The following is a 12700-nucleotide window of genomic DNA, read 5'->3' on the forward strand; positions in this document are numbered from 1 at the left end:
ATTTGGATAGTTGTTGAAGAGGAAATATTCATTCTTCTTAAGGCTTTATTATAGCCTTTTTGAGGGCAAAATTCAAATGAAGCCAACCATTTCCAAAAGGAAGAAGGGCAAAATTATGGTATAATAGAACGATTGAAAGAATGAGGAGTATGAGATGAATCCTTTATTGAAAGGTATGAATGATCGCCAGGCAGAGGCGGTCCAAACGACAGAAGGTCCCCTCTTGATTATGGCGGGGGCTGGTTCTGGTAAGACACGAGTCTTGACCCATCGGATTGCTTACTTGATCGATGAAAAAATGGTCAATCCATGGAATATTTTGGCCATTACCTTTACCAATAAGGCCGCTCGGGAGATGAAGGAGCGGGCTTACCAGTTGAATCCGGCGACCCAAGATTGCTTGATTGCCACCTTCCACTCCATGTGTGTGCGCATCCTTCGCCGAGATGCAGATCACATTGGCTACAATCGCAACTTTACCATTGTTGATCCGGGTGAGCAACGCACCTTGATGAAGCGGATCTTGAAGTCCTTGAATTTGGATCCTAAGAAATGGAATGAACGAACCATTTTGGGGACCATTTCCAATGCCAAGAATGACCTGATTGATGAAGTGGCCTATGCCGCCCAGGCGGGGGATATGTACACCCAAATCGTCGCCAAGTGTTATGAGGCTTACCAAAAGGAACTCCGTCAGTCAGAAGCAGTGGACTTTGATGATTTGATCATGCTGACCTTGCGTCTCTTTGACCAGCATCCTGATGTGCTGACCTATTACCAGCAGAAGTTCCAATACATCCATGTGGATGAGTACCAAGATACCAACCATGCTCAATACCAATTGGTCAAACTACTAGCTTCACGCTTTAAAAATATCTGTGTTGTTGGGGATGCTGACCAATCAATTTATGGCTGGCGGGGAGCGGATATGCAAAATATCTTGGATTTCGAAAAGGATTATCCTGATGCCAAGGTCGTTTTGTTAGAGGAAAATTATCGCTCCACTAAAACCATCCTACAAGCAGCGAACGATGTTATCAAAAATAATCGTAACCGCCGTCCTAAGAATCTCTGGACTCAAAATGCTGACGGCGAAGAGATTGTCTATTACCGGGCCAATGATGAGCAGGATGAAGCGGTCTTTGTGGCCAAAACCATCGAAGAGCTCAGTCGGAAAGCTAACTATAAACACCGTGACTTTGCGGTTCTCTACCGAACTAATGCCCAATCCCGGACCATTGAAGAAGCACTGCTCAAGTCCAATATTCCTTATACCATGGTAGGGGGTACCAAGTTCTACAGCCGAAAAGAAATTCGAGATATCATTGCTTATCTGAACTTGATTGCCAACCTCAGTGACAATATTAGTTTTGAGCGGATTATCAATGAACCTAAGCGTGGAATCGGACCGGGTACGGTGGAGAAGATTCGTGATTTTGCCCAAATGCAAGGGTCTTCACTCCTGGATGCTTCAGCCAATATCATGCTCTCTGGCATCAAAGGAAAAGCGGCCCAAGCCATCTGGGACTTTGCCAATCTCATTCTTGATTTGAGAGAAAAATTAGACCAGCTGACCATTACAGAGTTGGTCGAAGAAGTCCTTGACAAGACAGGCTATATGACAACCTTAACCAATCAGGGAAATTTGGAAAGTCAGGCCCGCATCGAGAATATCCAAGAATTCCTGTCTGTTACCAAGAATTTTGATGAAAATGGTGAGTCTGTTGAAGATGAATCTGGTGTGGAAACCTTAAGTCGTTTTTTGAACGACTTGGCCCTGATTGCTGATACAGATGATGGCGCGCAAGAGACTTCGGAAGTGACCTTGATGACTCTTCACGCGGCTAAAGGACTGGAGTTCCCAGTGGTCTTCTTGATTGGGATGGAAGAAAACGTCTTTCCTCTTAGTCGAGCAGCAGAGGATCCAGATGAGTTGGAAGAAGAACGTCGTCTGGCTTATGTAGGAATCACGCGGGCTGAGAAGGTTCTCTTCCTGACCAATGCCAATTCTCGGTTGCTCTTTGGACGGACCAGCTACAACCGTCCGACGCGCTTTATCAATGAGATTAGCTCAGATTTATTGACCTACCAAGGTTTAGCGCGTCCGGCTAACACGAGCTTTAAGGCTTCCTATAGCAATGGTGGCGGAACGACCTTTGGAAAAGGAATGAGCCTGTCACAAGCCCTTCAAGAGCGCAAGAGACAAGCAGCCCCAAGCACTCTCACGTCCTCAAGCCTCCCCTTTGGCAATGGCAAGCAATCTGGTGCCAAAGAAAGTGTCGCTTGGTCCATTGGTGATATTGCTATTCACAAGAAGTGGGGAGAAGGAACCGTGCTTGAAGTATCAGGTAGTGGCAATACTCAAGAGCTTAAGATTAACTTCCCAGAAGTGGGTCTCAAGAAACTCTTGGCCAGCGTCGCTCCGATTGAGAAGAAATAAACAGAAACCAGTAAGCTAAGCTTGCTGGTTTTGCCTTTTTATAAAACTTCCCTTAGGTGAGGACGGACGGTAGCGACTCCCTTTGGGATTCCATACCTTAGATTTGAGCCTTCCGTCTCAAATCTGCCGAGAGAGTGGGACAGAAATCGGTAATTCGTTAGAATTCGATTTCGTCGTCCCACCTCCGCACAGTTGAGTAGGGCTGTAAAAGCTGATAAAATCAGCGTAGTAGAGCCCACTCAACCACTGCGTCTTGCTCGATAATCCAAAGACAATTGAGAGGCTAGGACTTTTGTCCCAGCCTCTTTTCTTACGGCGAGAAGTTTCAATGCTTAGCATTCTGCTTTCTCAAATGCTTTCATTTACTCTATTCATTGCCATAAACTTGATTGTGGAGGGAAATAGTAGAAGCAAGCTTCGTTTGCTGGTTTTGATTTTACTGGTAGCATGATATAATATACTAAGAATAGAGAAAGAGGCAGGCTATGAACGAAATCAAGTGCCCCAACTGTGGGGAAGTTTTTACAGTTAATGAAAGTCAATACAGCGAGCTCTTGTCACAGGTACGGACAGCTGAGTTTGACAAGGAAATTCATGAGCGAATTCGGCAAGAGTTGGCTTTAGCTGAGCAAAAGGCCCTTAATGAGCAGCAAGAGAAGTTAGCCAAGAAGGATCAAGAAATTGCCCAGTTACAAAACCAGATTCAACAGTTTGATACTGAAAAAGAATTGGCCAAAAAAGAGGTGGAGCAAACAGCTAGCCAAAGCCTGCTAGAGAAAGAAAAAGAAGTGCAAGCACTGGAAAATCAGTTGACAACTCTGCGCTTGGAGCATGAAAATCAACTTCAAAAGACTTTATCTGCACTAGAAAAAGAGCGAGACGAGGTTAAGAATCAGCTAGCCTTGCAAGAAAAGGAAGCAGCACTCGCCCAGACTTCTCTCAAAGAGCGCTATGAGGTAGAGCTGCGGCAGAAAGACGAGACCATAGAGTTCTACAAGGATTTCAAAGCTAAGCAGTCTACTAAGATGATTGGTGAGAGTTTGGAACAGCACTGCGAGTATGAGTTTAACAAGAATCGTATGGCTATGTTTCCACGAGCTGAGTTTGGCAAGGACAATGATGTCAGAACCGGCAGCAAGGGTGACTATATTTACCGTGAGGTGGATGAAAATGGTGTAGAAATCCTCTCTATCATGTTTGAGATGAAAAATGAAGGCGATGAGACAGCGACCAAGAAGAAAAACGAGCATTTCTTCAAAGAGCTGGATAAGGACCGGCGTGAGAAAGGCTGCGAGTATGCTATTCTGGTGACACTTCTTGAGGCTGACAGCGAGCTCTACAATTCGGGTATTGTCGATGTGTCCTACGCCTATGAGAAGATGTATGTTATCCGGCCTCAGTTCTTCTTGCCCATGATTACCCTCTTGCGCAATGCTGCGCTTAACTCGCTCCAGTACAAGCAGGAATTAGCGCTTGTTCGTGAACAAAATATCGATATCACCCACTTTGAAGAAGACCTAGACGCCTTCAAGGTTGCCTTTGCCAAGAACTACAATTCAGCATCCGTCAACTTCGGTAAGGCCATAGATGAAATAGACAAGGCCATCAAACGCATGGAAGAAGTCAAGAAATTCCTCACCACATCCGAAAATCAACTCCGCCTCGCCAACAACAAGCTGGATGATGTTTCCGTTAAAAAATTGACACGGAAAAATCCAACCATGAAGGCTAAGTTTGATGCCTTGAAGGGGGAATAGGAGGAACCTATGCAGATACGAAAAGCAACCATGAAAGATGCTGAAGCCCTACTGTCTTTATACGAAGACTTAGGCTATCCAACGACCGCTTCTAAGCTGTCTCGACGTTTAGAAATGATTCTTTCTCAACCACATTATGGCTGTCTTCTAGCTGAAAGAAACGGAGAAATTTTAGGTTTATTAGGTTATGCAAAGCTCTTCTTTTTTGAAGCAGATGGATCTTACTATCGTATTTTAGCTTTGTCAGTTGCAAAAGAAACAAGACGACAAGGAATTGCCAGTAGGCTAATCGATGAATTGAAAAAACAAGCGGTAAAAGAAGGAGTTGAGGTACTGGCTTTGAATAGTGGATTAACCGCTGAACGAAATGCTGCACATCAGTTTTATCAGGCAGTTGGATTTGAAAAAGTGACTGCCGGCTTTGCCTTGCATTTAAAAACTCAACATAAATAAATCATGAAAAAATAGTAGAGGGAACGAAGTAATGTCTTCAACAAAAGGGAAAACATTATATTTTAACGATAAGAGCATGGATTATGTGACCTTTGGTAAAGGTAAGCAGCCATTAGTGATTATACCAGGCTTGGGGGATGGGTTGCAGACGGTTAAAGGAAAGGCCCAGATCTTCTCCCTCTCTTATCGTCTACTTGCTAAGCGTTATAAAATCTATGTTTTTTCTCGAATCAATGAGTTGAGGCAGGGCTATACGACGCGGGATATGGCAGCAGATGTAGCAGAAGCAATGGAGACACTAAACCTAGATGCCGCCTATGTTATGGGGATTTCACAAGGTGGAATGATTGCTCAATGGCTAGCTGTAGATTTTCCAGAAAGGGTTCAAAGGCTCATCCTAGCTGTGACAACAGCGAAGCCTAGTCAACTTGCTAGAGAACGAATTGAGCATTGGCAAAAACTCAGTCAATCTGGAAATTTTAAACATCTCATGCTGGATATTGCACAGCACTCCTACACGCAAAAGAGCTATCAAAAGTGGCGGTTGCTTTATAATATCATGGGGCGCCTGGGTCGAATGAAAGATGAAAAACGAATTGTCATTCAGTCTCAGTCTTGCCTGGAACATAATAGCCTTGAGGTCTTAAAAGTAATTCAGTGTCCGACCTTGGTTCTTGGTGCCCTCGAAGATGATGTGATTGGTGTGAAGGGATCCAAGGAACTGGCAAAAGCGATTTCGGGTTGTCAGCTCCTTATTCTAAATCATTCTGGGCATGCTCTGTATGAAGAAAATAAAGTATTTCAAGAGGCTGTCTGTGGATTCTTAAACTAAAAAAGCTGGAATTTTCCAGCTTTTTTATGTTAGTTAAATCGCAAAGAGATCGTTTAGGTTTTCTGCCATGGTTGGGTGGGTAAAGATTTGTTTTGCGATGTAAGTATAAGGGATCTTATTGTCCATGGCCATGGTGATCAGGTTGATGAGTTCGCCTGCAGCTTCTCCGAAGAGAGTGGCTCCAAGAATTTCCTTGGTTTCTGGATTGACCACTGCTTTGAAGGCCCCTCGGAGGTCTGCATTGACATGGCCACGTGGCATGGCAGCAACTGGCAATTCTTTGACAGCAACTGGAAGTCCTTTGTCACGTGCTTCTTGCTCGGTCAAGCCGACTTGGGCCAATGGAGGAGCAATGAAGAGGGTTGTCGCATAATTTCTACGAGTTTCAAGATTGTAGCTACCATCGCCTGTGAGGTAGTTGAAGACAATGCGGAAATCGTCAAGGGACATGTAAGTGAACTGAGGACCACCATTGACATCCCCAACTGCAAAGACACCAGGAACGTTGGTTTCCAAATGACGGTTGACTTGAATCGCTCCACGATCAGTGATTTGGATGTCTGTATTTTCAAGCCCCAGTCCAGCTGTGTTTGGTTTGCGTCCGGTTGCGTAGAGGAGGATATCGAACTCGAAGTCTCCTTTATCGGTGACAACGGTTACGCTAGCTTCACCATCCTTGATTTCTTGGGTATGAACGCCTTGCAAGAACTGAATGCCATCTTCTTCAAGATAACCTTTTGCAAGAGCTGCAATGCTTGGCTCAATCCGTGGCAAGAATGCTTCAGAAGCGTCTAGTACCGTTACTTGGCTACCCAAGGTATTGTAGAGATGGGCAAATTCCAATCCGATTGGTCCCCCACCAAGGACACCCAGGCGTTTAGGTAGATTTTCCAAACGTTGAATACCGGTTGAATCCACAGCAAACTTGCTTTCAGCCAGTCCTGGGATTGGAAGGATAGTTGGCACTGCACCAGTATTGATAATAATGGTTTCTGCTGTCAATTCTTCCTTTTCCTCACCGGCTTGAATTTCGATGACCTTGTTGGAAACGAAACGAGCTGTTGCATCGATAATGTCTACACCAGTTCCAGCAATAGTTGCGTAGTTCTTGCCGTTGAGACGAGTGGTGACCGCATTCTTTTCGCTCATGGCTTGTTCAAAATCCAAGCCTTTTTCCGCTGCGACAATCAAGGTCTTGGTTGGGATACAAGCGATATTGATACAAGTACCACCATACATAGACTTGCTCTTTTCAATTAGAGCGACTTTTTTCCCTTGGCTTGATAATTTCGCTGCTAGTGTTTTACCAGCTTTACCAAATCCAATAACAATAACATCATACGTTAACATATGTTACACCTTCTTTCGTTTTCTATTGTATCAAACCCATTTTAAAAAGTCTGAAATCTGCTACGGGATTTTTAGGAGCTCATGGGAATGGGGAATCAGGGACAAGGAGATCCTTTTCATGGTATAATAAAGGGTCGGTGACCGTCATGGTCACACATGAGTTAGAAAGAGCAATTCAGATGGACGGAATTATTAATGTAAAAAAAGAAGCAGGGATGACTTCGCATGATGTAGTCTTTAAACTGCGGAAAATCTTAGGAACCAAGAAGATAGGCCATGGAGGAACTCTGGATCCTGATGTGGTGGGGGTGCTTCCGATCGCAGTTGGCAAGGCAACCCGAATGGTTGAATTTATGCAGGATGAAGGCAAAATCTATGAGGGAGAAATCACTTTGGGATTTTCCACGACAACGGAGGATGCCAGTGGAGAACTTGTCGAGCGGACTCCTGTGCAAGACCCCTTGGATGCAGAAGAGGTAGACCGCATGATTGCCCAGATGGTAGGAGAAATCGAACAGGTACCACCTATGTATTCTGCGGTCAAGGTCAATGGGCGTAAGCTCTATGAGTATGCGCGTGCAGGAGAAGAAGTGGAACGGCCGGTTCGGCAGGTGACCATTTATGAATTCACGCGAACAAGCGAAATTCGTTATGAAGAAGGACTAGCCCGCTTTCGCTTCCGGGTTAATTGCAGCAAGGGGACCTATATCCGGACCTTGTCTGTGGATTTAGGGCAGAAACTGGGCTATGCGGCCCATATGTCTCATCTGACACGTACCAGTGCTGCTGGCTTGTCCTTAGAAAATGCCCTAACCTTGGAAGAACTTGCTGAAAAAGTTGCGCAAGGAGATTTGAGCTTCCTTCATCCACTTGAAATTGGAACCGGAGATCTGGAAAAAGTGGAGCTGACAGTCGAAGAGGTCGGCGAAGTCCAAGTGGGACGCTTTATTCCGGTTGAGAGTGACTCCAAAGAATTGGCTGCTTTTTACCAAGGAAAATTAGTGGCCATTTTAGAAAAAAGAGAAGAACTTTACAAACCTCGCAAGGTTTTTCTGACAGAAAGTGTGTTACAATAAATTCATGAACATTTGTTATGTAACTAGTGAAAAAGAAATAAAAGCTCAAGCAGATACAGTTCTTGTCTTGGGCTATTTTGACGGTCTTCACAGAGGGCATCAGGAGCTCTTTCGGACAGCTCGTGCCATTGCGGATGAGCAAGGACTTCGAGTAGCTGTCTTGACCTTTCCAGAATCTCCAAAATTGGCCTTTGCCCGTTACCAACCAGAATTACTCCTCCACCTTCAAAATCCAGAGGAACGCTTTAAACGAATGGAAGAACTTGGAGTCGATGATCTTTATCTCATTGATTTTACCAGTGATTTTGCGGCTCATACGGCTGAAGAATTCGTTGCCACCTACCTAACAACACTTCGAGCGCGTGTCTTAGTGGCAGGATTTGATTATAGCTTTGGTAGCGATAAGAAAGTAGCTAGTGATTTAGAAACCTATTTTAAGGGCCAAGTCATAGTGGTTCCCCCTGTCCTAGACCAGGGAGAAAAAATCAGCTCAACCCGTATTCGGCAGGCCATTTCATTAGGCCAGGTCAAAGAAGCAGCCGATCTCTTGGGATATCCTTTATCCAGTCGTGGTATCGTCGTTCATGGGGATGCACGAGGCCGAACCATTGGTTTTCCAACAGCCAATCTTGCACCTATCGATCGGACACATCTTCCTCAAGATGGTGTTTATGTCGTCGAAGTAGAAGTGCTAGGGAAGCGTCACCGGGGGATGGCCTCTGTAGGAAAAAACTCGACTTTTGATGGGACAGAACTTCGCTTTGAAGCCAATATCTTTGATTTTTCAAAAGATATTTATGGACATACGATTCGGATTTTTTGGTTAGACAAGATTCGAGAAATGGTCAAATTTGACAGTGTAGAAGCGCTTGTGGAGCAACTGCGTCAGGATGAGATCATAGCTCGTCAATGGACCAGATAACTTTTGTTAGAAATTCTCCCTTAAGGGGAGAATTTTCTTTGTCTAAATTCAAAAATCACTATGCAAGCACCGAATAATTTTGTATAATAGAGTTAGCTAAGTGTGTCCAAAAAAAGAAGAGAAGAACATGATTACATTATTTTTGTCTCCGAGTTGTACATCCTGTCGGAAGGCCCGGGCTTGGTTAGAAAAACATGAGGTTCCTTTTAAGGAACACAATATTATGACGAGTCCTCTAACAACTGAGGAGTTGCGTAATATTTTAGCTCTAACTGAGAACGGTACAGACGATATTATTTCAACTCGTTCTAAAATTTTTCAGAAGTTAAATGTTGATGTAGAGGATTTATCGATTTCTGCTTTGATTAAGCTCATTGAGGAAAATCCTAGTCTTTTGCGTCGCCCAATTATTCTAGACAAGAAACGGATGCAAATTGGTTTCAATGAGGATGAAATCCGCGCATTTCTCCCTCGTGGATATCGTAAGGAAGAGTTAAGATCTGCTACATTAAGAGCGGAGATCCATTAATATGAATAAGAATTATAGTTACCCACTCGATTTATCGTGGAGCACTGAAGAGCTTGCTTCGGTGCTTTCTTTTTTTAATCAGGTTGAACAAGCCTATGAACAAAAGGCAGATGCCCGCATCTACCTAGAAGCCTATAAGGCCTTTAAGAAAGTTGTCCCAAGTATTGGCGAAGAAAAGCGTCTGGGCAAGGAATTTGAAGAGGTCAGTGGCTACTCACTTTACCGCGCAACCAAAGTTGCGAAAGAAAAAGGGGAAGGATGGTTTTCGATTGATCAATAAATTAGAATTTGCTAAGACCATTGTCAAAGAAGCAGGAAGCTATCTAAGAGAACACTTACATGACCAGCTAGCGATTACTGTCAAAACAAATCCGACGGATTTGGTGACTCAGATGGATCAGAAAGTGCAAGCAACCTTAGTCCATAAGATATTAGAAGCTTATCCAGAAGACCAAATTTTCGCTGAAGAAGATGAACTTCGTGCTCCTATTCACTCCGGCAAGGTCTGGGTGATTGATCCCATTGATGGGACCAATAATTTTGTGACCCAAAAAGAAGATTTTGCTGTAATGGTTGCCTATTTTGAAGAAGGGATTGGCCAGTTTGGCTTGATCTATGATGTCATGCGCGACCATCTCTTTTTTGGTGGAAAGGATTTTGGAGTCTTTTGTAATGACAAAGAACTGAAACCATTTCAAAATCGGCCTCTTGGGGACTTATTAGTGGCTTCCAATGTCGGCATGCTCAAATCCAACGCTTGGGGCATGGCGGATCTGGGAGCAGAGTGCTTGGGGATTCGAGTCTATGGGAGCGCTGGTATCAGCTTTACCAAGATTCTATCTGGTGGTATTTTAGGCTACTTTAGCTATATCTGGCCTTGGGATTATGCTGCTGCTGCCATTATGGGCGAGTGTCTAGGTTACTCGGTCCTGACCTTGGAAGGGAAAGAACCCAACTATGAGACCTTGGAGCCCATTATGATGGTGCCGACTTGTAAACTAGATGAAATTCAACCTTTTTTGACGAAAGGAAAAAACGCATGACCTTTCCTCAAGGATTTAAAGAAAAGTATACCCAATTACTTGAAGAAGAGGCTGAAGCCTTCTTTCAAACTTTTGATGAACCAGCCGTTTCTGCCTATCGAACCAATCCATTAAAGGCAGTGCAAATCAGAGGCGATGAGCCCATTCCAGGCATGCCTTGGAGTTACTATGGTAAGGTATCGGGGAAATCCATTGCCCATGTCACAGGTTTGGTCTACTCGCAAGAACCCGCTGCCCAAATGGTGGCTCAAGTAGCGCATCCCAGTCCGGGTATGAAGGTCTTGGATCTTGCGGCAGCCCCTGGTGGAAAGACGACTCACTTGCTCTCTTATTTAGGCAATCAAGGCCTCCTTATTTCTAATGAAATTCACAAGGGACGCTCCAAGATTCTGGTCGAGAATGTTGAACGCTTTAGTGCTCGTAACGTCGTGGTGACCAATGAATCAGCCGAACGTTTGGCAAAGGTTTTCCCAGCCTTTTTCGATCTGATTGTTTTGGATGCACCATGCTCTGGTGAAGGAATGTTCCGGAAGCAGCCAGATGCCATGGACTACTGGAATCCAGATTATCCAGCTCAATGCGCAAGTCTTCAAAGAGAAATCTTAACAGATGCTATCAAGATGCTGGCACCAGGGGGGCAGCTAGTTTATTCGACTTGTACCTGGGCTCCGGAAGAGAACGAAGAGATTGTCTCTTGGCTTTTAGAAGAATATGAGCTAGAATTGCTACCGATTGAAAAAATTAATGGTATGGTAAAAGGGATCGGACATCCTGAAACGGCCCGTATGTATCCTCATCATTTCAAGGGTGAAGGGCAATTTGTTGCTAAATTCCTTTATCACGGAGAGCCTGAAGTTAAGAAGTTCAAGGAAGGACGTTCCAATCTAACGGCTGAGCAGAAGAAGTTGTGGCAAACTTTTGCCAAGGACTGCTTAGCTGTCGACTTGGAGGGTCTCTACCAATGTTTTGGAGATCAGCTTTATCTCTTACCATCTGGACTTCCTGATTTGAAAAAGGTCAAGATTGCTCGCAATGGCTTGCATCTTGGCACCTTTAAGAAAAATCGCTTTGAACCTAGCTTTGCTCTGGGCCTAGCTCTGAAACCAGATCAAGTGAAAAAATCAGTCAGCTTGTCGGATCCAGACTTTAGTAAGTACGTGGCTGGAGAGACCATTCAGTTGGAGCAAGATTACGCAAATGGATGGTATCAGGTCCTGGCTGGAGGCAATGGTTTGGGCTTTGCAAAAGTAACGGGACGAACGTTAAAAAATTTCTTTCCAAAAGGCTTGAGATTTAGATAAATTATTAGGAAATGCGGTCTTTCTATGTTATAGTGGAAATAGAGTGATTCTTGCTAGAATACTAGAAGATGACCAAGTGTTTAGAGATAACATTTAAACGATATTTGATTTTGATTCAAGGAGACTTACATTGAATAAATGCAAAAAGCTAGTCCTTGGGCTAGCAACAGTAGCACTTGCAGCTTCTCTATCTGCCTGTGCATCTTGGATTGACCGTGGAGAAGCGATTACAGCTGTTGGATCGACAGCCCTACAACCGCTCGTTGAAGGGGTGGTAGATCGTTATGTGGAAGAACATCCCGGTAAGATTGTTAATGTCCAAGGAGGCGGATCTGGTACAGGTCTTTCTCAGGTCCAATCGGGAGCTGTGGATATTGGAAATAGTGACCTCTTTGCGGAGGAAAAAGATGGAATCGATGCTTCTAGCTTGGTAGACCATCAAGTGGCAGTAGCAGGAACAGCCATCATTGCCAATAAGACTATTTCCGTAGACGATTTGACAACTGAACAATTGCGTAAGATTTTTACTGGTGAATATACCAACTGGAAGCAATTGGGGGGTGAGGATCTCGAAATTACCATTGTGAACCGGGCAGTAGGATCCGGTAGCCGTGCCGTATTCGATGACATCATCATGAATGGGAAAGATCCTAAACAGGCTCAGGAACAGGATTCCAATGGAATGGTGAAAAACATTGTTTCCCAGACTCCAGGTGCCATTTCTTATTTGGCTTTTACCTACGTGGATGATAGTGTCAAAACCATGAAGTTAAATGGCTATGAACCAACTAAGGAAAACGTGGTGAATAATAACTGGCCAATTTGGTCCTACGAACACATGTATACCAAGGGAGAGCCAAGTAAATTGGCCAAGAAATTCTTGGATTATATGATGACAGATGAGGTCCAGCAGGAAATCGTTGGTAAGATGGGCTATATCCCAATCAATGATATGAAAGTCAGCCGTGATCTTGACGGTAACATTACGAAGAAATAA

Annotated in this window: 12 protein-coding genes; 11 read left to right on the forward strand and 1 reads right to left on the reverse strand. The window is 44.1% G+C overall.

Annotation, left to right across the window (positions count from 1 at the left end; genetic code table 11):
• Nucleotides 1–154 precede the first annotated feature (154 nt).
• From pcrA to DW738_RS01350, 4 genes are all read left to right on the forward strand, one after another.
• Nucleotides 155–2440: a DNA helicase PcrA gene (gene pcrA, locus DW738_RS01330; RefSeq protein ID WP_123160122.1), complete on the forward strand. Its 2286-nt coding sequence runs from the start codon at nucleotides 155–157 to the stop codon at nucleotides 2438–2440.
• A 485-nt stretch (nucleotides 2441–2925) separates the two neighbouring features.
• Nucleotides 2926–4197, forward strand: coding sequence for a DUF2130 domain-containing protein (locus tag DW738_RS01340; protein WP_123160123.1), 1272 nt, complete (start codon nucleotides 2926–2928; stop codon nucleotides 4195–4197).
• 9 nt (nucleotides 4198–4206) lie between these two features.
• Nucleotides 4207–4650, forward strand: coding sequence for a GNAT family N-acetyltransferase (locus tag DW738_RS01345; RefSeq protein ID WP_123160124.1), 444 nt, complete (start codon nucleotides 4207–4209; stop codon nucleotides 4648–4650).
• A 31-nt stretch (nucleotides 4651–4681) separates the two neighbouring features.
• On the forward strand, nucleotides 4682–5482 hold the full coding sequence (locus DW738_RS01350; RefSeq protein ID WP_123160125.1) for an alpha/beta hydrolase: 801 nt from the start codon (nucleotides 4682–4684) through the stop codon (nucleotides 5480–5482).
• A 33-nt stretch (nucleotides 5483–5515) separates the two neighbouring features.
• On the opposite strand, the gene DW738_RS01355 is transcribed toward DW738_RS01350, so the two are convergent.
• Nucleotides 5516–6832 carry an FAD-containing oxidoreductase gene (locus DW738_RS01355; protein WP_123160126.1) on the reverse strand — a complete coding sequence of 439 codons (1317 nt, stop codon included), beginning with the start codon at nucleotides 6830–6832 and terminating at the stop codon, nucleotides 5516–5518.
• Nucleotides 6833–7011: 179 nt separating this feature from the next.
• Here DW738_RS01355 and truB point away from each other — a divergent pair, with 179 nt between their 5' ends.
• From truB to DW738_RS01390, 7 genes are all read left to right on the forward strand, one after another.
• Nucleotides 7012–7908: a tRNA pseudouridine(55) synthase TruB gene (gene truB, locus DW738_RS01360; RefSeq protein ID WP_207801994.1), complete on the forward strand. Its 897-nt coding sequence runs from the start codon at nucleotides 7012–7014 to the stop codon at nucleotides 7906–7908.
• A gap of 4 nt (nucleotides 7909–7912) precedes the next feature.
• The gene (locus DW738_RS01365) at nucleotides 7913–8830 is read left to right on the forward strand and encodes a bifunctional riboflavin kinase/FAD synthetase (protein WP_123160127.1); all 918 of its coding nucleotides are present in this window, start codon (nucleotides 7913–7915) and stop codon (nucleotides 8828–8830) included.
• A 127-nt stretch (nucleotides 8831–8957) separates the two neighbouring features.
• On the forward strand, nucleotides 8958–9359 hold the full coding sequence (locus DW738_RS01370; RefSeq protein WP_040803090.1) for a Spx/MgsR family RNA polymerase-binding regulatory protein: 402 nt from the start codon (nucleotides 8958–8960) through the stop codon (nucleotides 9357–9359).
• A gap of 1 nt (nucleotide 9360) precedes the next feature.
• Nucleotides 9361–9639 (forward strand): UPF0223 family protein, encoded by a 279-nt coding sequence (locus tag DW738_RS01375; RefSeq protein WP_023026658.1) that lies wholly within the window; start codon nucleotides 9361–9363, stop codon nucleotides 9637–9639.
• Nucleotides 9629–10402: an inositol monophosphatase family protein gene (locus DW738_RS01380; protein ID WP_023022828.1), complete on the forward strand. Its 774-nt coding sequence runs from the start codon at nucleotides 9629–9631 to the stop codon at nucleotides 10400–10402. The genes DW738_RS01375 and DW738_RS01380 overlap by 11 nt, the downstream gene beginning before the upstream one ends.
• Nucleotides 10399–11703 carry an RsmB/NOP family class I SAM-dependent RNA methyltransferase gene (locus DW738_RS01385; RefSeq protein ID WP_123160128.1) on the forward strand — a complete coding sequence of 435 codons (1305 nt, stop codon included), beginning with the start codon at nucleotides 10399–10401 and terminating at the stop codon, nucleotides 11701–11703. Before DW738_RS01380 ends, DW738_RS01385 begins: the two co-directional genes overlap by 4 nt.
• Nucleotides 11704–11833: 130 nt before the next feature.
• The gene (locus tag DW738_RS01390; RefSeq protein WP_023022832.1) at nucleotides 11834–12700 is read left to right on the forward strand and encodes a phosphate ABC transporter substrate-binding protein PstS family protein; all 867 of its coding nucleotides are present in this window, start codon (nucleotides 11834–11836) and stop codon (nucleotides 12698–12700) included.

Source organism: Streptococcus sp. AM28-20 (genome assembly GCF_003603595.1).
GTDB lineage: Bacteria > Bacillota > Bacilli > Lactobacillales > Streptococcaceae > Streptococcus > Streptococcus ilei.

Bases quoted from the DNA above. Each gene is read 5' to 3' on its own strand.
- pcrA (WP_123160122.1), top strand. From the start codon at position 155: ATGAATCCTTTATTGAAAGGTATGAATGATCGCCAGGCAGAGGCGGTC.
- DW738_RS01340 (WP_123160123.1), top strand. From the start codon at position 2,926: ATGAACGAAATCAAGTGCCCCAACTGTGGGGAAGTTTTTACAGTTAAT.
- DW738_RS01345 (WP_123160124.1), top strand. From the start codon at position 4,207: ATGCAGATACGAAAAGCAACCATGAAAGATGCTGAAGCCCTACTGTCT.
- DW738_RS01350 (WP_123160125.1), top strand. From the start codon at position 4,682: ATGTCTTCAACAAAAGGGAAAACATTATATTTTAACGATAAGAGCATG.
- DW738_RS01355 (WP_123160126.1), bottom strand. From the start codon at position 6,832: ATGTTAACGTATGATGTTATTGTTATTGGATTTGGTAAAGCTGGTAAA.
- truB (WP_207801994.1), top strand. From the start codon at position 7,012: ATGGACGGAATTATTAATGTAAAAAAAGAAGCAGGGATGACTTCGCAT.
- DW738_RS01365 (WP_123160127.1), top strand. From the start codon at position 7,913: ATGAACATTTGTTATGTAACTAGTGAAAAAGAAATAAAAGCTCAAGCA.
- DW738_RS01370 (WP_040803090.1), top strand. From the start codon at position 8,958: ATGATTACATTATTTTTGTCTCCGAGTTGTACATCCTGTCGGAAGGCC.
- DW738_RS01375 (WP_023026658.1), top strand. From the start codon at position 9,361: ATGAATAAGAATTATAGTTACCCACTCGATTTATCGTGGAGCACTGAA.
- DW738_RS01385 (WP_123160128.1), top strand. From the start codon at position 10,399: ATGACCTTTCCTCAAGGATTTAAAGAAAAGTATACCCAATTACTTGAA.